The sequence below is a fragment of the Colwellia sp. M166 genome (genome assembly GCF_024585285.1).
GTDB lineage: Bacteria > Pseudomonadota > Gammaproteobacteria > Enterobacterales > Alteromonadaceae > Cognaticolwellia.
This window is the reverse complement of record NZ_CP040755.1, coordinates 1,558,994-1,581,273: the sequence shown is the minus strand read 5'-3', so window position 1 is coordinate 1,581,273 and position 22,280 is coordinate 1,558,994. Positions and strand designations below refer to the sequence as shown.

Here is a 22,280-nt window from a genome sequence, read left to right as displayed (position 1 = left end):
ACATGATGACTTTAGGTAAAACTTCCACCAAGGAGAGCGCGAATGCTAGCTAATTTTGCTTCGATTGATAGCTTATTTTATCTTGCTGGCCTCGTTGCCGTTATTGCCAGTTTAAAGGTCGTTACCGGCAATAACACCGTGCACGCGCTGTTATATTTAGTGGTGTCATTATTGGCGGTTGCGATTTGTTTTTATTTAATGGGCGCACCGTTCGCCGCAGGATTAGAGGTGATCGTTTACGCGGGAGCCATTTTAGTCTTGTTTGTTTTTGCGGTGTTGATGTTTGGTTTAGGTGCAGATGAAACGGCCAATGCGCCACAAAATAAAAGTATCGCAAATATGTTTGGTGCGATGTTTTTGGCCTTTGCGCTGCTAATTGAAATCGTCATTATTATCAACAATGGTGATATGCAACAAAACTTACAAGCCAATGTTATTGACTCGAGAGCTGTTGGCATCATGTTATACGGTCCCTATTTACTTGCCGTTGAAATCGCCTCTTTTTTACTTCTCGCTGGCTTGTTAGCAGGCTACCACTATGCAAAACCTGATGTGACAGGGGGACCTCTATGACCAGTATCCCGTTATTTCATGTGCTTATCTTATCGAGTTTACTCTTTGTTATTGGTTTTATTGGTGTGGTAGCAAGGAAAAACACGCTATTTATCTTGATGAGTTTGGAAGTCATGCTTAATGCCGTTGGGGTTGCTTTTATCGGTGCCGGCAGTGTTTGGCAACAAGCTGACGGCCAAGTGATGTTTATTTTAATTTTAACGCTAGCGGCTGCTGAAGTGGCCGTTGGTTTAGCGTTATTAATTCGCATGCAAAAGAAATATCGCTCTTTAGATATTGATGTACTAAATCAGATGAAGGGGTAATGAACGTGTTATTAGCCAGTTTACCTTTCTACCCTTTCGTGAGCTTTTTACTGCTAATTGTTTTTGGTAAAAAACTGTCATGGCGGCTTGCTGCCACGATTAGTGTTAGTAGTATGGCGATTTCTGCATTGGTTAGCGCGATATTACTGTTTGAATTATCAGTGACTCAAAATCAAATTATGACGGTGAACCTTTGGCATTGGTTTGAGCTAACCAATGCCATGGGGAGTAGTGACGTTAATGTGCGCTTTTACCTTGATGGCTTGTCAGCGGTTATGATCAGTGTGGTTACCGGTGTAGGTTTTCTTATTCATTTATTTGCTGCGATTTACATGAAATCTGATGCGAATTTTTCACGCTTTATGGCTTATATGAATCTCTTTATCGTTGCCATGTTGATATTAGTATTAGCGGATAATTTAGTTTTGTTATATCTCGGTTGGGAAGGTGTTGGCTTATGTAGCTTTTTATTGATTGGTTTTTGGTATCAAGAACAGAGTAATGTTTTAGCCGCACGTAAAGCCTTTATTGTCACTCGTATTGGTGATACGTCGATGGCGATCGGTTTATTGTTACTGTTTAATAGCTTTGGCCAACTCAATATCGAAGCGGTAACACTGCTTGCGCAACAAGCAGATAGCCTAAGTGTAGGAGCTAACGCCGAAAGTGCGGATAATATTTATTGGATTGCTTTGTTATTGCTCGGTGGTGCTGTTGGCAAGTCGGCGCAATTACCCTTACAAACCTGGTTGCCTGATGCAATGGCAGGGCCTACGCCAGTCAGTGCGCTAATACATGCCGCAACTATGGTCACCGCGGGGGTCTATTTAATTGCTCGCATGCATGGCATTTTCTTATTGGCACCACAAGTGATGAATTATGTTGCTTGGCTTGGCGCACTAACGCTTTTACTCGCCGGGATTGCTGCCTTAGCGCAAACCGATATTAAGCGCGTTTTGGCGTATTCAACCATGAGCCAAATTGGCTATATGATGCTCGCGTTGGGCGCCGGTGCTTGGACTGCCGGTGTATTTCATTTAATGACGCATGCGTTTTTCAAAGCGCTACTGTTCTTAACGGCAGGGGCCGTTATTTATGCGCTACATCATCAGCAAAATCTATTTAAAATGGGCGGCTTGTTGAAGAAGCTACCTTTTGAAAGTAGCTTGTTTATTATTGGTTTAATTTGTTTGATGGCGCTGCCGGGTACTTCTGGGTTCTTTTCGAAAGAAGCTATTATTGCGCAGCTCTGGTCGTCAGATACCGCAGGACCGATGTTATGGTGGTGCGCGATTCTAGGAGCACTATTAACCAGTATCTATAGTTGTCGTTTGTTCTTTCTCGGCTTTCTTGGCAAAGCGCGATTTAATGAAAATGTCCAGTTAGAAAAAAGTACCTTGCTGCGCACATCATTAATCGTTTTGGCTTTGTTATCTTTATTTGGCGGATTGATCCCGCTTGATCTTACGTTAGTCTTTTCATCCGTTATTAACTTACCGTTAGCGCAACTGACAGAGCCCACTTGGCTGCATAGCGTTGCTATTGTAACGCCCTTTATTGGCATTGTGTTTTCATGGTTTTATTTTAAGTCTTATCGGATTTATCAGGTTACGGGTAAGGAGCATATTCTGCAGCCAAATAACGGGCGGTTTGTTGTGTTTTGTAGACAAGGCTTAGGTTTTGACGGCCTTTACAAAAAGCTGTTCATTATGCCTTATCAATGGCTAGCGCAGATAAATAAAAATGATATTTTCGACCAAATCATTATGCTAAATGCTTGGTATGTTGGCTTATGGCATGATGCATTGGTGCTTGTGCAAAATGGTAGCTTGCGTTGGTATCTAGCGGCCTTTGGATTAGCAATAATGCTGCTATTAGGAGTAAGTCTCTTATGACATTAACGTGCATTATGTTGGCTTTATTATTTGCTGGGGGATTAGCGTGGCGAGCTGAAAAATACTGGCAGGGTAGTGCCAAATGGTTAGCATTAATCGCCTTGGCTTTGCTAGCAACGGTTTTTGCGGTGTTTGTTATTAGTACGAATAACGACTTTGCACAGTTACAGGTGCTAAGCCGTGTCTCTTGGATTAAAAGCTTTAATATTCAATATAGCATTGCCCTTGATCAGTTAAGTATTGTCTTAATCGCGCTGACTTGGCTGCTCGCGATTATTTGTGTGCTCGTGTCATGGCATGAAATTCAAAGCAATGTGGGTTTTTATTATTTTAATTTACTATTAACCATTGCTGGCATCATTGGCGTTTTTATTGCGGTCGATATGTTTCTTTTCTTCTTCTTTTGGGAGGTCATGCTACTGCCCATGACCGCGATTATTGCAATTTGGGGCCATGAGAATCGTCAATTTGCCGCCTTAAAATTTTTCATCTTTACCCAGGTCAGTAGTTTAATGATGTTGGTTGCGATTATCGGCACAGGCTATTTTCATCTAATGCAAACGGGGCAATTGAGTTTTTATTATCCCGATTGGCTATTGCTCGACATACCACTGTCAATTAGTCAGTACTTAATGTTCGGATTTTTTATTGCCTTTGCGGTTAAGTTGCCGTCGGTACCTGTACATAGCTGGTTACCAGATGCTCACACTCAAGCACCCACAGCGGGTAGCGTGTTACTTGCGGGGGTGTTATTAAAAACGGGGGCATACGGTTTAATTCGTTTTGTTATTTTTTTATTCCCACAAGCTAGCCTGCAGTTTGCACCGATCGCCGCGACATTGGCGGTAGTGAGTATTGTTTATGGCGCGAAAATGGCTTTTGCACAACAAGACTTTAAACGCTTAGTCGCGTACAGCAGTATTAGTCATATGGGCTTTGTAATGTTGGCGCTATTTGCGTTTAATAGCACCGCTTATCAAGGCGCTATTGTTACTTTAGTTGCGCACGGTTTAAGCAGTGCTGCGCTATTTTCATTAGCAGGTATGATTTATCAGCGTATACATAGCCGAAATTTAACCGACATGGGCGGCTTTTGGCAAAGTGCGCCTCGCATGGGGGGCTTTGCTTTGGCTTTTGCTGGCGCCGCTTTTGGTTTACCGGGCTTAGCAAACTTCATTGGTGAATTCTTTAGCCTAGTTGGTGCATTTCAAGTGATGCCGGCATTTACCATTATTGCGGCTTTAGGCCTTATCGGTTCGGCTATTTACGGTATGGTGTTATTTCAAACAAGTTTCCAAGGCGCGCCAAAACAAGAAATTATTGATTTACAGCCCAGAGAATTGATTGTTTGTGGCTCACTATTGTTGATGCTGTTAGCTATTGGTTTATATCCAACGTTATTACTTAAATTTTCATTTGGGGTCTAGGCTGATGATGTCTATAGCGAGTAACGCACAGCCTTTATTAACCATGTCGATGGTAGCAGCAATTTTACCACAACTTATTGTTGCCTTTGGCGCCACGCTAGCATTGTTATTAGTGGCTTGGCGTCGTTCTCAGCGCACTATTGTCGTATTTACCAGTGTGGTACTCATAATGTCTTTGTTGGTTAATGTTAGTTTATTAACAATGCCGGCAATGCAAGTAACGCAATTGTTGAAAGTGGATGGTTACAGCAGTTTTGCTTTTAGTTTAATCCTTATTTCAGCCTTAGCCGCTTTACGTATGAGCCATAGTTTTCTTAAAGCACATACAGAAGTACACGATGAATATTATCTCTTGTTATTATTAATGGTGCTTGGTAGCGGGATTTTAGTCACTAGTGATCATTACGCGAGTTTGTTTTTAGGTTTTGAGCTATTGAGTATCAGCTTAGTTGGCCTAGTAGGCTACCATCGAGAAAGTGCTTACAGCGTGGAAAGTGGCTTTAAGTATTTGATATTAAGCGCGACAGCGTCGAGTTTTATGTTGTTGGGGATTGCCTTTATTTATAGCGTAACGGGCAATATGAGCTTTAGTGCGGTCATACCTAATGCCATCTATCACCAACAAGGCTTAGGCGTATTTTTTCAGTTAGGGCTGCTACTATTTGTTTCAGGTATTGCCTTTAAATTGTCAATTGCCCCGTTCCATTTCTGGACGCCAGATGTTTATCAAGGCTCGCCGACCCCGGTAACCATGTTAATGGCAACCGTGTCGAAAGTTGCGATGTTTGTCGTCTTGCTTAAGTGCATTGTTGCGCAGCGCTATTTACTATTAGAAAACTTTCAATTGTTTTTATTGATTTTTGCCATTATTTCTATGTTATTAGGTAATGTCATGGCGCTAAAACAGCAGCACTTGAAACGGCTACTCGCCTATTCATCAATTGCTCATATGGGCTACCTGTTGATTGTGATCATTATCGCTTCTGAGCAAGGCTTAGCATTTACTTGGCAAAGTACTTTATTCTATCTCGCGGCATACATAGTCGCTAATCTATCCATTTTTATGGTTATTGCGCTGCTACAATTGCAGCGTAATAACTCGTTATATCAAGAAGATATATCGCGAAATGATTTAAAAGGCTTATTTTGGCGCGCCCCGAGCTATGCCTTGCTCATGATACTCGGGCTGTTGAGTTTAGCGGGTATTCCATTAACTATGGGATTTATTGGTAAATTCTATATTTTAACTCAAGCAACGGTGGCGCATGCTTGGTGGTTAATTGCCACGCTGATTATTGGTAGCGGAATAGCTTTAGGCTATTATCTACCTTTAATTTTTAATATGTTTGAAGATACGTCGAAAGCAAGCGATAAAACTAAAGTCACTTTAGGTCGTAATATAGATAACCTGCTAGTTTATAGCTTTATTCTACTTGGCTTGGCTTTGGGCATATTGCCAGACATGATCAATCAATTTATTGGTTGATCGTTCTAGCGACTAATTTCACTAAATAATTGTTTGTTTAACCAAAAACTACAGCTTTCCACGTTTTTAAATAAATATGATTGTTTAAGTTGCTGATAATAATGTCTTTTAATTTTGGCGTAATTTTTGATTGTTTTTATAAAACATAAATAAAAATAATCAATTTTTACAGGGAAAGACCAATGAAATTAGCTCAATCACTCCTTTTTATCACGGCTGCAACATTGTTAAGCGGCTGTATTGTGGTAGCCAGTCCTTCATATGCAAATTATCATAGCCAGCAAGAACTGGTTATTGATGCCGAAAACCTCGCTAAACTCGACGTTGAAGCGGGGGCGGGTTCATTAGTTATTTCCGGCTCCGATAAGGCGACAACGATTACCGTTGTTGCTGATATTTATACCGAGAAAGGAAATTCTGACAATTATCAATTTGCGTTGACCGATTCTGGTGAAAGCGCATTTTTAGTGGCAAAAATTAACAGTAGCCGTGGCTTCTGGCAGGGTGAGTCACCACATATAGATATTAAAGTTACCATGCCAAGTCGGCTGATGTTGAAAGTAGATGATGGCTCGGGTTCAGCAAGTATTAGTGATATTGATGGCGCAGTTGAAATAAAAGACGGCTCAGGTGATTTAACTATAAAGGGTATCAAAAATAATCTTGAAATTAATGATGGCTCAGGTGGTCTTTATGTCAGTGAAGTTATTGGCAATGTACGAATTGTTGACGGCTCCGGTGAAATGGAAATTAGCGAAATTGATGGTAATGTCGATATTGATGATGGTTCCGGCAGTATCTACGCAAAAGGTATTTCAGGCAATGCCCGCTTTGAAGATGGTTCTGGTGACTTGAAAGTCAGAAACGTTGATGGCGAGATAACGATTGATGATGGCTCTGGGGATATAGATGTTGAGCGAGCAGGTGGTTTAAAGATTATTGAGAGCGGCTCAGGAGGGTTACGTGTAAAACAAGTCGAAGGTGGCTTTGAAATAGACGAGTAGTTAAAATATTTCAAGTCATCCGATGAGCTATTAAAACAGCCTTAAGTTAAATTTTTAAAGGTTTTAGGCTGTTTTTGTCGTTAAACTAAGTTAATTCGTTATTTTTACTTGTATAAATTAACCGCATCTGTATAATGCGCGCCTCTGTAATAGACAATCAAAAAGTTTCTAAGTTAAACAAAGTTAAGCTTAGAGAACTACATAATTGATAACGACAGAATTTTTTAAATGAGTGGGGTATATCCGCCCAATAGACTTGCCCAGTTAACTGTTCAACGTTAACGTAATGAATGTGCCTTAAGTCTTCCTGGTGGTTTCCTCGTATATGTACGTAGGAATTTTGGCATTTTGCCGGTTTCTACCATGAGAAGACAAAAATTATATGACTGATCTTAACAATGCCTCAATAGGCTTTGACGCCCTTGGTTTGCCTGAAAACTTAGTATCTGCTGTAAAAGCACTAGGTTTTGAAACATCAACTGCAATTCAAGCGCAAACAATTCCCCCTTTACTTGCTGGTAAAGATGTTCTTGGCGAAGCACAAACAGGTACCGGTAAAACCGCAGCCTTTGGCTTACCTGCACTAGCAAAAATTGATGTTAATTTACGCAAACCACAATTGATGGTGTTAGCACCAACACGTGAATTAGCGATTCAAGTTGCTGAAGCAATTGAAACCTTCGCTAAAGACATGAAAGGTTTAAAAGTAGCGACTTTATACGGTGGCCAATCTTACCAACCACAATTTCAACAACTAGAGCGCGGTGCTCAAGTCGTTGTTGGTACACCAGGTCGTTTAATGGATCACTTACGTCGTAAGAGCCTTAAATTAGCTAACTTATCATTTTGTGTACTTGATGAAGCTGATGAAATGTTAAACATGGGCTTTTTAGAAGACATCGAGTGGATCCTTGAACATTTACCAAAAGAAACACAAATGGCCTTGTTCTCTGCAACGATGCCAGCACAAATTCGCAAAGTAGCGAATCGCTTTTTGAAAGATCCTGAGCACATTAAAATCGCTGCAGTGAAAAAAGAAAAAGCTAATATTACACAATACGCATGGAAAGTAAGCGGTATCAACAAAATGACTGCATTAGAACGTATTGCAGAAACAGTTGAATATGACGCGATGATCATTTTCGTACGTACTCGTAACGATACCATTGAAGTCGCTGAAAAATTAGAGCGTGCTGGTTATGCTTCTGTTGCATTAAACGGTGATATGAACCAAGCACAGCGTGAACGTACAGTTGATCAATTGAAATCAGGCGTATCATCAATTCTTGTTGCAACAGACGTTGTGGCACGTGGTCTTGATATTCCTCGTATTTCATTAGTGATTAACTATGACTTACCTGGTGATAACGAAGCTTATGTTCACCGCATTGGTCGTACGGGTCGTGCTGGTCGTAGTGGTACTGCAATTTCATTTGTACGTCCACGTGAGATGTATTCATTACGTCATTATGAACGTTTGACTTCTGGTACGGTTGCTATGTATGACTTACCAAATATTCAAGAAATTGGTAAAGCGCGTATTGAACGTACTCGTAATGAGCTAGCAAGTGTTATTGCTGATAAAGAACTTACCGCAATGCGTGAAATCATCGAAGCTATGGCGTCAGAGTCAGAACTTTCAATGACAGATTTAGCGGCAGCGTTACTTTATCAAAAACAGTTAAAGCAACCATTACAACCAAAAGAAGATCCAAAACCTCGTCGTGATGCACGTGAGAGAAATGATCGTGATGGTGGACGTAATGATAGTCGTGGTGCTCGTGATTCTCGCGGTGGTCGTAATGACGCTCGTGGTGGTCGTGACAGTGGTCGTAATGAAAATCGCGCTGAACGTGCTCCTCGTAAAGCGAAAGTTGCTCGCAGTGATGTTGATTGGCAGACTTACCGCCTAGAAGTAGGTAAAGAGCATGGTGCACGTCCTGGTGATATCGTTGGCGCAATCGCTAATGAAATATCATTAGACAGCAGCTACATTGGTGCGATTAACTTGCACGACAAGCATAGCTTTGTACAGTTACCTAAAGGTATGCCTGAGAAGTCTTTTACACAGTTAAAGCGTGTTCAAGTTCGTCGACAAGCACTTGCTATTACGGTTTCAGATGCGCAGCCATCAGCAGTGTCAGAGCGCCCAGCTCGTGCACGTAAAGAGCAACGCACAAACTAATCATTTGCTTTAAAGCACTTGAATAAACGCCAACACTCATGAGTGTTGGCGTTTTTTTTTACTTGAATTTTCTTATGTTTAAGCGCTGTATAACTCAACGTAAGTCGCGTACTCAGTGGATAAATTAGCCGATAACTTGTGTTGAAAAGCTACTGTAAATCTATTGTTACACCTGTGAGCTACGCTAGCTATAGGCTTGATCAGAGTCGTTCAAAATTCATCTTCTTTTTATGTAAAAATTGATTTACGCATCAAAAAATATCAGTTTTTTCATTCACTTCCTCTACGTTCAATTCACGGTAATAATCGCAGTATTGCTAGAGTGAGAGAAAATAATTATGACAGAAGTAAAAAATCCATTGAATTTACGTGGTATTGAATTTATTGAATATGCATCACCTGATTCTGATTTTATGGAAAAGGCTTTCTATGGTTTTGGTTTTTCAAAAATGAAGAAATTCAAAGGCCGCGATATTGATTACTTTAACCAAAACGATATTCACTTTTTCTTAAACAATGAGCAAGCTGGCTTTTCACGTGAATTTGCCAAAAATCATGGTCCAGCTATTTGTTCAATGGGCTGGCGTGTTGAAGATGCTGAATTTGCCTTTGAGCAAGCAGTAGCTCGCGGTGCTAAGTCAGCACAAGGTGCAGATAATAAGTTACCTTACCCTGCAATATACGGTATTGGCGACAGTCTGATTTACTTTATCGAAAAATTTGGCGCTAAAGGCTCAATTTATCAAGATGATTGTGAAGACTTGGCTGAACCCGTAATAGTAAAAGGTAAAGGCTTTAAAGCTGTTGATCATTTAACTAATAACGTTTACCAAGGCACGATGGAGCATTGGGCTGATTTTTATAAAAGCGTGTTTGGTTTTACTGATATTCGCTACTTTGACATTAAAGGCGAGAAATCAGCGTTAATTTCATATGCTTTACAATCACCGTGTGGCACTTTCTGTATTCCAATTAATGAAGGTAAAGGTAAAAAGAATAACCAAATTGATGAGTATTTAGATGAATATAATGGCCCAGGTGTACAACATTTAGCTTTCATTTCTGATGATCTATTAGGCTCTTTAGACCAACTAGATAAAGACATAATTGATACCTTAAATATTGTGCCTGAATACTATGATGATGTATTTGACCGTATTCCATGGGTGAAAGAAGACCAACAACGTATTCGTGATCACCAAGTACTGGTAGATAGCCAGAAAGAAAACTCATACTTGTTACAGATATTCACTAAAAATATTTTTGGTCCTATCTTTATCGAAATGATCCAACGTGTTGATGACCAAGGCTTTGGCGAAGGCAACTTCACCGCTTTATTCAAATCAATCGAATTGAACCAAATAGAGCGTGGTGTGCTTTAACCGCCAATTCATTTGATAAAGAACACCTAATTTACCAAGCCAGCATCTGCTGGCTTTTTTATGTTCAGAACGAACGGTATATCGCGATCACATGGATGTGAAAGATCAATATCCTTATGATTGTCTCCTTGTGATATTTTTTAAGATCTTAGGCAATTCTCAACGTCATTGTGAAAGAGTGGCTGAGTGGTATTCATTGGCAATGAGCAGCTACTAGAGAAACGCTTGGCTGCAACTAAGTTTCTTATATGTGCTGTTCAAGCATGATAATGTATAAGTAACTATTGGTGGCAGTCACTTTTGAATTATTAGCGGTCACTTTGTGTAGTGCTGACTTTAGTCTTAAAGCATTCGCCCTGTATTTTCTAATGCCTTATTTTACAAAACAGAGGCTACTGCTTATATAGAATTGTGGATTTTCCTCCCAAGTCACGAAATGAGGAAACTTTCCTCATTTTGTCCAAAACCCAAGTCATGTACTTTATCTGTAGGCAAGGAGTGGTAATAGCTGCAAAGATTTGTTATTTATAGGTTAAATAAATAAGGTGGAAACTTTCTGGTAGGAAAAGAGGAAAGTGTCCTCTGATAAAGTTGTTATATTTTTAATCGATGCTTTATACATTTCTAAATTAACAAAAGGCTTCTCATATGGATGTAAATTTACTTGGTATCTTCGTAACGGTTGCGATAGCTCATTTTCTTGCGTTGTTAAGCCCTGGGCCAGACTTCGTATTAGTTGTAAAAAGCGCAATACGTAATGAAGGTAAAAATGCTATTGGTGTTGCACTAGGTATTGCATCAGCAAACGCTTTGTATGTTGGCTTGTGTTTGATTGGTGTGGGCACTATTTTAGCTGCTTCTGTTACCATTATGATTGTGCTTAAGGTTATCGGTGGATTGTTTTTGATTTATCTTGCTGTACAGGCTTTACGCGCTAGTAAGGGTTCGTATAACAATTTAGATATGGCTGAGCATACTCATTCTAATGCTGTTAAAGCTACTTTCCTTAAGGAATTCATTACTGGGTTTATGTCTGGCATATTGAATCCAAAAAACTTATTGTTTTATCTTAGTTTATTTACTGTCGTGCTGACCCCTGAAGTAGGTTTTGCTTTCAAACTAGGTTTAGGTATTTGGATGACCGCTATCGTTTTTTTATGGGATCTATCAATTATCTTTCTTCTATCTACACCAAAAGTACGTAGTAAATTTACCAAACTAGCTTATTACATTGATAAAGTTACTGGAGCTATTTTAGGTCTTATCGGTTTTGCTATTGTAAAATCAGCTTTAACGAAACAATAAAAATATAACAAGTTTAGCCAGAGCGACAATTATGTCGCCGCTTGAAAAGCAGCAACAACAAAATTGCGCCTGCTAAAGGCGTTATACGTAAGTTAAAATTCGGAGCACGGATGATCACTCGAACAAAAACATTTAAAACTCTTGCGTTAGTTATTGGGCTATCGATGGTGATTGCTTCACTTATATCTTCTTTATCGATCTTTGCCAGCATAAAATTGAGTAACATAGACACTTTGCTCAATTTATTAATTGGAGCATTTTTCTTAAGGTTTGCCTTTAAAAAGCCAAGCCTATTTAATAAGTGAAAGCATACGTATAACACATATGAGCCTTATCCCCGTCAATAGGCAATAGGGTTTTATTTAGCTGCCGTTAGGCAGCTAAAAATTAAACAGACACTCACTCTAAATTTGCGCTGATGCCGATATCGCTAAATAAAAATTAAACAAATTAAACAGACACTCACTCTAAATTTTCGCTGATGCCGATATCGCTATTCAATAACAACTCATCTGGAGTCACGCGCAATATTGCTGTTTGATACCAGTAAGGACCAATAAAACACGCTTTTTACTCTATTTTAATAATTAAATAGACACTCACTCTAAATTAGCGTTGATGCCGATATTGCTATTTAATAACAACTCATCTCGGGTCACGCGCAATATTGCTGTTTGATACCAGTAAGGACCAATAAAACACGCTTTTTTACTCTATTTAGCCTCTAGCGCTGATACTTTGGCCCTAGTTATTCTCAGATAGCGTCTGATTAAAAGTTTAAGCTGTTTTATTAATGGTTGAGGGGAACTTTAGCCAAAGAGTTTGTTGCAATGACTCAAATTCAATAATTAAATAGACACTCACTCTAAATTAGCGTTGATGCCGATATCGCTATTTAATAACAACTTATCTAGAGTCACACGCAATATTGCTGTTTGATACCAGTAAGGACCAATAAAACACGCTTTTTACTCTATTTAGCCTCTAGCGCTGATACTTTGGCCCTAGTTATTCTCAGATAGCGTCTGATTAAAAGTTTAAGCTGTTTTATTAATGGTTGAGGGGAACTTCAGCCAAAGAGTTTGTTGCAATGACTCAAATTCTGTCGTCGTTTTAACTGTTGATGCGCGCAATAATCACTGAGGGCATCTTCATGACCAATAGCGCCATGAAACTGTGTTCTAAATTCTGTGGTGATGATTAACCAGTTGTCAGCGCTGATATTTAAGCGACTCAGTATAGGGGGTTGGTTATCGTCGATATAGCCAGGTTTATCTGCTCTAATACAGCGACCGGTCAATTCGATTAATTGCAGATAGTCGGCAAGTTCAAAGGGTAAACCTTTTGGCATATCTTTTCTTGGATTACCGATAAAAGGTAACAGGGTATTGGGTTGTTGGTTTTTCTTTGCCTGTTCACCGCGTAGCTTTACGCTAGTGTGAGCGGAGTTCTCCGGCGTTTTGGCTATCTTTGCTCTAATAGGGTTTAAATCTACATAGGCCATACAAGCCGCCAGTGCTGCTTCATCTAATAATGCTTGAGATTTAAATCGTCCTTCCCAGAATCGGCCTGTGCAGTTATCTTCTTGATTAGCCTTTCTAGCAATACCTTCATTGATGTAGCCCATAAACCAGCTGATTTTCATCAAGCGTTTTCGATAAACCTCGGCAGTCGCTTTAACGATATCAAGTAACGGTTTTGCTAAGGTATCACCATGACAATATTGTTTTGTCAGTAACGTCCCTTTGTATAAACGATGCCAGCGCTCAAGTACTTCCGCCATGCTCCATTGCTGCGCTTTTTCTTCATCAATAAAAACCACTACATGATAATGATTACTCATCACCGCATAGGCGCAAACATCAATGGCAAAGACTTGTGTGAGACAGTGCAGCTTATCTTCTACCCAGTCGCGACGGTGCTCATAGCTTTGACCTGATAATTTATCTTCACCACATAAAAAAGCCCGTCGAACACAACGTGCAGTGCAATGATAATAAGGCGTATCGGCTAGACTGATTTGTTGTTTCCTTGGCGTGGCCATAACTCACCTAAAATAAGTCGCTTGGTTAGTTGAGCGTAGTGCATAAGCTATATTTCTTCAATTTAGGGTGAGTGTCTTCTTAATTCTGTGTTCTTAATTCTAGGGTGAGTGTCTTCTTAATTCTATGGCAAAGACTTGTGTGAGACAGTGCAGCTTATCTTCTACCCAGCCGCGACGGTGCTCATAGCTTTGACCTGATAATTTATCTTCACCACATAAAAAAGCACGGCGGACACAACGTGCAACGCAATGATAATAAGGCGTATCGGCTAGACTGATTTGTTGTTTCCTTGGCGTGGCCATAAGTCACCTAAAATAAGTCGCTTGGTTAGTTGAGCGTAGTGCATAAGCTATATTTCTTCAATTTAGGGTGAGTGTCTTCTTAATTCCTCTTAATTCCTTTTGCTTGTGTAATTGATGAGGATCGGCTTTTATTTTCTGATGAACGAGTTTATTACCACGTTCATCAATTTATTACTCCCATGGAATATAAAGCTTAGCTAAGTGCTTTCCCCTGACGTTCACGTTAAATTCATATATTTCAGGCACAAAAAAAGCGCCTTCAGGCGCTTTTTAACGGTAAGTATTAAGCTTTATTTGCTTAGAGCTTCACCTAAATGAGGACGAATATCTTTCAATATTTCTTTTGCTAAGCGTGGGCTACTTGCCACAATGTTACCTGAATTGCTGTGGTTATGACCGCCAACAAAATCGGTAACTAAACCACCCGCTTCGATAACCATTAGTTCACCAGCAGCGGTATCCCAAGGTTTTAAGCCGATTTCAAAGTAACCATCAACACGGCCAGCAGCAACGTATGCTAAATCAAGTGCAGCAGAGCCAGCACGACGCATATCAGAAGTTTTACCGAACAAAGTTTTAAACATTTCTAAATAAGCATTTGTGTGTTGCTTATGTTTGAAAGGAAAGCCTGTCGCTAAAATAGAACCTTTAAGTTCTTTTGATTGTTTAACGCGAATACGAAAACCGTTTAGTTGTGCACCTTTACCACGACTTGCAGTAAATAGCTCGCCACGGATAGGATCGTAGATCACTGATTGATCTAATTTTCCTTTCACTTTTAAAGCAATTGAAACTGCAAAGTGAGGAATACCTTTAACAAAGTTAGAAGTTCCATCAAGCGGGTCAATAATCCATTGATAATCGCTGTCTTTCCCTTCAATTAATCCACACTCTTCACCAATGATCGTGTGATTAGGGTAAGATTTTTGGATTGTTTCAACAATAGCTAGTTCAGCACTTATATCAACATTAGTAACGAGATCGTTAGTACCCTTAGATTCAATTTCAATCTTATCTACTTGTTCAAAAGCGCGCAGAATTACTTTGCCCGCAGCACGCGCAGAGCGCACGGCAATATTTAGCATCGGATGCATGATCGACTACCCTATAATGTTGTAAAATGTCATAAACAGCTATGTAAAAGAACGAGGTCAACATTAAGAGTCATACTTGGATGAACCCCTAAAATTGAGCGCGCGAATTATAGCAAACTAATTATCAATTTGCGACCACCTTATTTTTCATTTAGTGATTCACATAGCTAAGTTATAACCGATGAGAGAGAACTTAGCTTATTTTTCACTGCTTAAGGGTAATTAGGGCTACTTATATATGTAAAAGAGCTAACCCATATTGATAAACACTATAAAACTAAATTAAAGTGGTGATTTTTTCTCAGTACAGGGATATGTTCTGTGTTAACATTATCGACAATTTTAGCCATCTAGATAGGTAGCATTTGAAGTTCAATTTGTTGCCATCGCATTAAGTAAGTGAAGATAATGTCAGATTCTTTATTAAATAAAGTACGTATAGTGCTCGTTAATACCTCCGATTGCCGTAATATCGGTTCAGCTGCTCGTGCCATGAAAACAATGGGTTTAACTGAGCTGGTATTAGTTGATCCCATTGAAATGCCTAATGGTCAAGCACAGGCATTAGCTGCTGGTGCAACCGATGTATTAAAAAACGCTAAAGTTGTCGCGACTCTGGAAGAAGCCATCATTGATTGCGGTTTAGTGGTTGGCACCAGTGCTCGTTCACGTACGTTACCTTGGCCGATGTTAGAGCCACGTGGTTGTGGTGAAAAGCTGATCACTGAAGCACAAGAATATCCTGTGGCGTTAGTTTTTGGTCGCGAGAGTAGTGGTTTAACCAATGAAGAATTGCAATTATGTCACTTCCACGTACAAATTCCTGCAAACCCAGAATATAGCTCACTGAATTTAGCCATGGCAGTACAAACCCTAAGTTATGAAGTTCGAACTAGCTTTTTAGCACACCAACAACAGGCTTTTACATTAAATGAAGCTGAAGAATATCCGGTGGTAGATGAAACGGAACGTTTCTATCAACATTTTGAAGAAGCATTAAAAGCAACTGGCTTTATTGTCCCGAGCCATCCTGGTTTAGTGATGACCAAACTGCGTCGTTTATTTAATCGCGCCCGACCTGATGTCAAAGAATTAAAAATGATGCGCGGTATTTTAGCTTCAGTTGAGCGCGTTGCCAAAGCATCGAGCACTGAAAAAAATACAGATTAATTATAGTCGTTAGTGATTTAGCTAATTGAATAAGCACCGACTTAAAACTGAGAATTAAGGAAAGTGGTATGTTTAGCCGCATGAAAGAAGATATCAATAGTGTATTTGATCGAGATCCAGCAGCACGTAATGTATTTGAAGTATTAACCAATTACCCAGGTTTACATGCGGTTTGGTTTCATCGTTTGAGTCATAAATTGTGGAAATGCAATTGGAAGTGGTTAGCGCGTAGTTTATCAACATTCTCGCGTTGGTTGACCGGTATTGAAATTCATCCTGGTGCTACTATCGGTCGTCGATTTTTTATTGATCACGGTATGGGCGTTGTTATTGGTGGCACAGCAGAAATTGGTGATGATGTAACTTTATACCAAGGCGTTACTTTAGGTGGCACCAGCTGGAAGGAGGGCAAACGCCATCCAACACTGATGAATAATGTTGTTATTGGCGCCGGTGCTAAAATTTTAGGACCTATTACCATTGGTCATCATGGTAAGGTTGGCTCCAATTCAGTGGTAGTTAAAGATGTACCTGATAATGCCACAGCCGTTGGTATTCCAGGTCGTATTGTTAATCCAAACAAAGATAATGGTGCGGCAGAAAATCGTGAAAAAGTGGCGAAAAAATACGGTTTTGATGCTTATGCCGTGGCTACCGATAATCCAGACCCGGTAGCAAAAGCGATAGGTCGTTTGCTTGACCATATGCACTTAATGGATAACAAAGTCTCTGATTTATGTCGAGAAGTGAACCAGCTTGGTGGTCAAGTTTGTCAAGAAGCTTTACCAGAGTTAAGTGTTGGTGAGTTTGACGAAGATGAGAAAGCTGCCGCTAAACGTCGCGAAAGCGCAACTGAGTCTTTTGATCCTTCAATTTAGCAATATTTAGAAATAATTTTTTGAAAGCACTCGCTCGCGAAAGGTGTTAATTCACTACAAAACATAAGTAGAAATATTGAAAAACACTTATGTTTTGCCTTTTTATTGACTAATTTATAAACCCGAGTAAAATACTTGAGTAAATCACTCGGGTATTTAGTTGACTATTTTATAAGGATATGTAAAATTGCGCAGCAAATTGATAGGGGTAATAAATGAAACTGACGTCTAAAGGTCGATATGCAGTAACAGCTATGCTTGATGTGGCAATTCATGCCGCAACTGGGCCTGTTCCTTTGGCAGATATTTCTGAGCGCCAAGGTATCTCATTATCATATTTAGAGCAACTTTTCTCACGTCTTAGAAAGTATGGTCTTGTTAATAGTGTTCGTGGACCAGGCGGAGGTTATCGCTTAGGTAAGTGCTCAGCGCAAATTGCCGTTGCTGATGTGATTAACGCCGTTGATGAAAGTATCAATGCCACAAAATGTGGTGGTAAAGGTAACTGCCAAGATGGTCAGCAATGCCTCACACATTATTTATGGTCTGATTTAAGCGATAGAATTGAAGATTTTTTAAAGAGTATTTCGCTTGCCGAGCTCGTCGAGCAACGAAATGTAAAAATAGTGTCACAACGACAAGATGAAATAACAGCGAAAGCTCGTAAGTCACCCTCGTTAGAGACATTAATTACCACCCGTAACATTATGAATGACTGGCACTAGTTGCCCGTTCAATTGGAGATTATTAACCAATGAAGCTTCCTATTTATTTTGATTATTCAGCGACTACACCTGTAGATAAACGTGTTGCTGAAAAAATGATGCAATATATGACCACTGATGGTTTTTACGGAAACCCAGCCTCACGTTCACACAAATTTGGCTGGCAAGCGGAAGAAGCGGTTGATATCGCTCGTAATCAAATAGCAGATTTGATTAATGCCGATCCTCGTGAAATTGTTATCACCTCAGGTGCAACTGAATCTAATAACTTAGCTATTAAAGGCGCAGCCAAGTTTTACAGTAAAAAAGGTAAGCACATTATTACCTGTAAAACTGAGCATAAAGCGGTATTAGATACTTGTCGTGAATTAGAACGTCAAGGCTTTGAGGTAACTTACCTTGATCCTGAAAAGAATGGCTTAATTGACTTAAAGAAATTAGAAGCTGCTATTCGTGAAGACACAGTACTTATTAGTATTATGCACGTGAATAACGAAATTGGTGTTATTCAAGACATCGCTGAAATTGGCGAAATGTGTCGTGCACGCAAAATTATCTTCCATGTTGATGCTGCGCAAAGTGCCGGTAAAATCAATATTGACTTACAACATTTAAAAGTTGATTTAATGTCGTTTTCTGCCCATAAAATTTATGGTCCTAAAGGCATTGGCGCACTTTACGTTTCTCGTAAGCCTCGCGTGCGTTTAGAGTCACAAATTCACGGTGGTGGCCATGAACGTGGTATGCGTTCAGGTACATTAGCAACGCACCAAATCGTTGGTATGGGCGAAGCTTTTAGAATCGCGAAAGAAGAATTAGCACAAGACGAAGCACACGTAGTGAAAATGCGTGACCGTTTATGGGCTGGCTTAAACGATATGGAACAAGTTTTCGTTAATGGCGACTTTGACAAACGTTACCCAGGTAACTTAAATGTTAGCTTCAACTTTGTTGAAGGTGAGTCATTAATTATGGCATTAAAAGACTTAGCAGTATCTTCAGGCTCAGCCTGTACATCAGCAAGTTTAGAGCCGTCATATGTCTTACGCGCTTTGGGCTTAAATGATGAAATGGCACATAGCTCAATTCGTTTTAGCTTTGGCCGTTTTACCACAGAAGAAGAAATTGACTATGCCATTGACCTGATTAAAAAGGCAATTGGCCATTTACGTGACATGTCACCGCTTTGGGAAATGTTCAAAGACGGTATCGATTTAGACTCAATAGAGTGGGCTGCTCACTAGAGCACTAGGAGAAATAACATGGCTTATAGCGAAAAAGTAATTGATCATTATGAAAATCCACGCAACGTTGGTTCTTTAGATAAAAACGATCCACAAGTTGCTACGGGTATGGTCGGCGCACCTGCATGTGGTGACGTGATGAAGTTACAACTTAAAATTTCAGCTGACGGTATTATCGAAGATGCGAAATTTAAAACTTACGGTTGTGGCTCTGCAATAGCTTCAAGCTCATTGGTTACAGAATGGGTTAAAGGTAAATCAATTGATGAAGCGGGCGAAATCAAGAACACTGCCATTGCAGAAGAGCTTGCATTACCGCCAGTGAAAATTCATTGCTCGATTTTAGCAGAAGACGCTATTAAAGCGGCAATTGAAGATTACCGTAGTAAGCACCAAGATTAAGCTGGAGGTTGGCTATGAGTGTAACGATGACGCCTGCGGCATCTGACAGGGTAAAATCGTTTATCGAAAACCGAGGCAAGGGCCTTGGTTTACGATTAGGTATTAAAACAACCGGTTGTTCTGGTTTAGCTTATGTACTTGAATTTGTTGATGAGCTAAATGAAGATGACACCATGTTTTCTATTAATGATTGTAATATTATTATTGATGGTAAAAGCTTAGTTTATCTTGATGGTATCGAACTTGATTTTGTTAAAGAAGGCTTGAACGAAGGCTTTAAATTTACCAACCCAAACGCTAAAGGCGAATGTGGTTGTGGTGAAAGTTTTAATGTTTAATGAGTGATTAGTTTCACTGGAGTTGTTGTGAATTATTTTCAATTATTTGGTTTAGAAATTCAGTTTACTATTGATTTAACTAGGCTTTCAACACTTTATCAAACATTACAGAAAAAAGTGCACCCTGATCGCTTTGCTCATGCATCAAGCCAAGAGCAAATGCTAGCGGTAAAGAAATCTACGCTAATTAATGACGCATATCAAACATTAAAAAATCCGTTAAAACGTGCGCAATATCTCTTAGAATTGCGTGGCGTTGATATGCCTAGTGAACAAGCATCATTTGGCGATGTCAGCTTTTTAATGCGTCAAATGGAGTTGCGAGAAATGCTAGCGGAAGTTAAGGATGCTGATGATATAGATTCTGCAGTGTTTGAGGTTTCTGAGGTGTTTGAAGCCGAATTCCAACAGTTATTTAGTCAGCTGCAAACTCAATTAGCTGATAACACGTCTGAATCCAATAATCTGGCTTGTGATAATCTAAGAAAACTTAAGTTTTATCAAAAACTACATGTTGAGTTGGATAAACTCGAAGAGCAGTTGCTAGACGACTAAGCTAGAAAATTAACCCGTTAACAACTGCATTTAATTATTTCGATAACGCTCATGCAGTTATTAATAAAAATTCGTAAAACTATTACCTAACGAGCTTTTACAATGGCATTATTACAAATCGCTGAACCCGGACAAAGTACCGTTCCTCATGAACATCGACTTGCTGCTGGCATCGACCTTGGCACCACAAATTCTTTAATTGCCAGCGTTAAAAGTGGCCTAGCTGAAACTATTCCTGATACGCATGGTATTGATATTTTACCGTCAGTGGTTAGTTATCAAAGTGATGAGATTTTAGTGGGGCATCAGGCAAAAAAATTCGCGGTAAGTGATCCTGAAAATACTATCGTATCGGCCAAACGTCTTATTGGTCGTTCTAAAGCCGATATCACCACCAAATATGCTTCATTGCCTTATGCCTTTTGTGGTGATGAAAACCACCCTTCAATATCGACTCGTACCGGTGATGTCAACCCAGTACAAGTGTCGGCAGAAATTCTTAAAACACTGGTAAAACGTGCTGAACTATCGTTAGGTGGAGAGCTTACTGGCGTGGTGATCACTGTGCCGGCATACTTTGATGACGCTCAGCGTCATAGTACCAAAGATGCAGCCAAATTAGCCGGTGTTAATGTACTGCGTTTGTTGAACGAGCCAACAGCCGCTGCCGTAGCTTATGGTTTAGACAGCGGCCAAGAAGGTGTTGTTGCGGTTTATGACTTAGGTGGTGGTACTTTTGATATTTCAATATTACGCCTAAATAAAGGCGTATTTGAAGTGTTAGCGACGGGTGGTGACTCAGCACTTGGCGGTGATGATTTTGACGGTGTGCTTGTTGATCACCTGATTACTAAAGCTGGCTTAGTACGTCCATTGTCAACGTCATTGGAGCGCCAATTAACCCAGCAAGCCTGTTTAGCTAAAGAGCAGCTATCAGCAAGTGAAAGTGTTGACATATCACTGACCTTGTCAGAAGGAAAAATTTGGTCTGAAAACCTCACTCGTGGTGATTTTGAACAACTGATCGCGCCACTAGTGAAGAAAACACTACGAGCTTGTCGACGCGCAGTAAAAGATGCTGAGTTAGTCATTGATGATGTTATTGAAGTTGTGATGGTAGGGGGGTCAACTCGCGTCCCTTTAGTACGTCAAGAAGTTGAAAACTTTTTCAAGCAAAAGCCATTAACCTCAATTGACCCTGATAAAGTGGTTGCCATAGGAGCAGCAATTCAAGCCGATATTTTAGCGGGCAACAAGCCTGATAGTGATATGCTGTTACTTGATGTTATTCCTTTATCTTTAGGTTTAGAAACGATGGGAGGCCTAGTTGAAAAGGTTATTACCCGTAACACCACTATTCCTGTAGCAAAAGCACAAGAATTTACCACTTTTAAAGACGGGCAAACGGCAATGGCCGTGCATGTTTTACAAGGTGAACGTGAGCTGGTCGATGATTGTCGCTCATTAGCGCGCTTTGAGCTTCGTGGTATTCCAGCCATGACCGCCGGTGCTGCCCATATTCGCGTCACTTTTAAAGTTGATGCTGATGGTTTGTTAGAAGTGTCAGCAATGGAAAAATCAACCGGTGTTGAGTCTAGTATTACCGTGAAACCAAGCTTTGGTCTAGAAGAGCAAGAAATCACTAAAATGCTAAAAGATTCAATGGAAAATGCAGAGCAAGACATGCAAGCGCGAATGTTAAAAGAGCAGCAAGTTGAAGCGTCACGCGTGATTGAATCAATTCAAGCAGCGCTTGTTGTTGATAGTGCGTTGCTTAGCGAAGCTGAAATTGGCGAAATTAATCATGCCATCACAGCACTTGCACAAATAAGCCAAACAGGTAATGCCGATGAAGTTGAAGCGGCAATAGAAACATTAAATAATAGCACCGCCTTATTTGCTGAACGTAGAATGGATTCCTCTATTAAAACAGCACTATCTGGCCATTCAGTTGACGAGGTTTAG

Annotated in this window: 21 protein-coding genes; 17 read left to right on the top strand and 4 right to left on the bottom strand. The window is 39.9% G+C overall.

Features of this window, described 5'->3' with window-relative positions; translation table 11 throughout:
* Window positions 1-42 precede the first annotated feature (42 nt).
* The 9 genes from nuoJ to FGD67_RS07135 all read left to right on the top strand — a co-directional run bounded on the left by nuoJ (window position 43) and on the right by FGD67_RS07135 (window position 11,562).
* Window positions 43-573: an NADH-quinone oxidoreductase subunit J gene (gene nuoJ / locus FGD67_RS07175; RefSeq protein ID WP_257174360.1), complete on the top strand. Its 531-nt coding sequence runs from the start codon at window positions 43-45 to the stop codon at window positions 571-573.
* The gene (nuoK, locus tag FGD67_RS07170) at window positions 570-878 is read left to right on the top strand and encodes an NADH-quinone oxidoreductase subunit NuoK (protein WP_257174359.1); all 309 of its coding nucleotides are present in this window, start codon (window positions 570-572) and stop codon (window positions 876-878) included. Before nuoJ ends, nuoK begins: the two co-directional genes overlap by 4 nt.
* Complete coding sequence (gene nuoL, locus FGD67_RS07165; protein WP_257174358.1) at window positions 878-2,773, top strand: NADH-quinone oxidoreductase subunit L; 1,896 nt, start codon at window positions 878-880, stop codon at window positions 2,771-2,773. The genes nuoK and nuoL overlap by 1 nt, the downstream gene beginning before the upstream one ends.
* A complete protein-coding gene (locus FGD67_RS07160; RefSeq protein ID WP_257174357.1) occupies window positions 2,770-4,200 on the top strand; it encodes a NuoM family protein in 1,431 nt (476 codons plus the stop codon). Before nuoL ends, FGD67_RS07160 begins: the two co-directional genes overlap by 4 nt.
* Before the next feature lie 4 nt (window positions 4,201-4,204).
* Window positions 4,205-5,686, top strand: coding sequence for an NADH-quinone oxidoreductase subunit N (locus FGD67_RS07155; protein ID WP_257174356.1), 1,482 nt, complete (start codon window positions 4,205-4,207; stop codon window positions 5,684-5,686).
* Window positions 5,687-5,868: 182 nt separating this feature from the next.
* Window positions 5,869-6,690 (top strand): DUF4097 domain-containing protein, encoded by an 822-nt coding sequence (locus tag FGD67_RS07150; protein WP_257174355.1) that lies wholly within the window; start codon window positions 5,869-5,871, stop codon window positions 6,688-6,690.
* Between the two features lie 382 nt (window positions 6,691-7,072).
* Entirely contained in the window at window positions 7,073-8,875 is a 1,803-nt protein-coding gene (locus FGD67_RS07145; protein WP_257174354.1) for a DEAD/DEAH box helicase, read from the top strand.
* 338 nt (window positions 8,876-9,213) lie between these two features.
* Window positions 9,214-10,257, top strand: coding sequence for a 4-hydroxyphenylpyruvate dioxygenase (gene hppD / locus FGD67_RS07140; protein WP_257174353.1), 1,044 nt, complete (start codon window positions 9,214-9,216; stop codon window positions 10,255-10,257).
* Between the two features lie 648 nt (window positions 10,258-10,905).
* Complete coding sequence (locus FGD67_RS07135; protein ID WP_257174352.1) at window positions 10,906-11,562, top strand: LysE family translocator; 657 nt, start codon at window positions 10,906-10,908, stop codon at window positions 11,560-11,562.
* Between the two features lie 13 nt (window positions 11,563-11,575).
* On the opposite strand, the gene FGD67_RS07130 is transcribed toward FGD67_RS07135, so the two are convergent.
* The 4 genes from FGD67_RS07130 to suhB form a co-directional block, all read right to left on the bottom strand.
* Complete coding sequence (locus tag FGD67_RS07130; RefSeq protein WP_257174351.1) at window positions 11,576-11,788, bottom strand: hypothetical protein; 213 nt, start codon at window positions 11,786-11,788, stop codon at window positions 11,576-11,578.
* Window positions 11,789-12,631: 843 nt separating this feature from the next.
* Complete coding sequence (locus FGD67_RS07125; RefSeq protein ID WP_257174350.1) at window positions 12,632-13,606, bottom strand: transposase; 975 nt, start codon at window positions 13,604-13,606, stop codon at window positions 12,632-12,634.
* Between the two features lie 99 nt (window positions 13,607-13,705).
* Window positions 13,706-13,909, bottom strand: coding sequence for a Type I secretion system protein TolC (locus tag FGD67_RS07120; RefSeq protein ID WP_373567858.1), 204 nt, complete (start codon window positions 13,907-13,909; stop codon window positions 13,706-13,708).
* A gap of 290 nt (window positions 13,910-14,199) precedes the next feature.
* Entirely contained in the window at window positions 14,200-15,003 is an 804-nt protein-coding gene (suhB, locus tag FGD67_RS07115) for an inositol-1-monophosphatase (protein WP_257174349.1), read from the bottom strand.
* Between the two features lie 408 nt (window positions 15,004-15,411).
* Here suhB and trmJ point away from each other — a divergent pair, with 408 nt between their 5' ends.
* The 8 genes from trmJ (at window position 15,412) to hscA (ending at window position 22,280) form a co-directional block, all read left to right on the top strand.
* Window positions 15,412-16,173 carry a tRNA (cytosine(32)/uridine(32)-2'-O)-methyltransferase TrmJ gene (gene trmJ, locus FGD67_RS07110; protein WP_257174348.1) on the top strand — a complete coding sequence of 254 codons (762 nt, stop codon included), beginning with the start codon at window positions 15,412-15,414 and terminating at the stop codon, window positions 16,171-16,173.
* A gap of 68 nt (window positions 16,174-16,241) precedes the next feature.
* Window positions 16,242-17,051 carry a serine O-acetyltransferase gene (gene cysE / locus FGD67_RS07105; protein WP_257174347.1) on the top strand — a complete coding sequence of 270 codons (810 nt, stop codon included), beginning with the start codon at window positions 16,242-16,244 and terminating at the stop codon, window positions 17,049-17,051.
* 215 nt (window positions 17,052-17,266) lie between these two features.
* The gene (iscR, locus tag FGD67_RS07100) at window positions 17,267-17,776 is read left to right on the top strand and encodes a Fe-S cluster assembly transcriptional regulator IscR (protein ID WP_257174346.1); all 510 of its coding nucleotides are present in this window, start codon (window positions 17,267-17,269) and stop codon (window positions 17,774-17,776) included.
* A 29-nt stretch (window positions 17,777-17,805) separates the two neighbouring features.
* Window positions 17,806-19,020 (top strand): IscS subfamily cysteine desulfurase, encoded by a 1,215-nt coding sequence (locus tag FGD67_RS07095; protein ID WP_257174345.1) that lies wholly within the window; start codon window positions 17,806-17,808, stop codon window positions 19,018-19,020.
* An 18-nt stretch (window positions 19,021-19,038) separates the two neighbouring features.
* Window positions 19,039-19,422: a Fe-S cluster assembly scaffold IscU gene (gene iscU, locus FGD67_RS07090; RefSeq protein ID WP_077285794.1), complete on the top strand. Its 384-nt coding sequence runs from the start codon at window positions 19,039-19,041 to the stop codon at window positions 19,420-19,422.
* Window positions 19,423-19,436: 14 nt separating this feature from the next.
* Window positions 19,437-19,760 carry an iron-sulfur cluster assembly protein IscA gene (gene iscA, locus FGD67_RS07085; RefSeq protein ID WP_077285793.1) on the top strand — a complete coding sequence of 108 codons (324 nt, stop codon included), beginning with the start codon at window positions 19,437-19,439 and terminating at the stop codon, window positions 19,758-19,760.
* A 27-nt stretch (window positions 19,761-19,787) separates the two neighbouring features.
* Entirely contained in the window at window positions 19,788-20,315 is a 528-nt protein-coding gene (gene hscB, locus FGD67_RS07080; RefSeq protein WP_257174344.1) for a co-chaperone HscB, read from the top strand.
* A gap of 102 nt (window positions 20,316-20,417) precedes the next feature.
* Window positions 20,418-22,280 carry a Fe-S protein assembly chaperone HscA gene (gene hscA, locus FGD67_RS07075; RefSeq protein ID WP_257174343.1) on the top strand — a complete coding sequence of 621 codons (1,863 nt, stop codon included), beginning with the start codon at window positions 20,418-20,420 and terminating at the stop codon, window positions 22,278-22,280.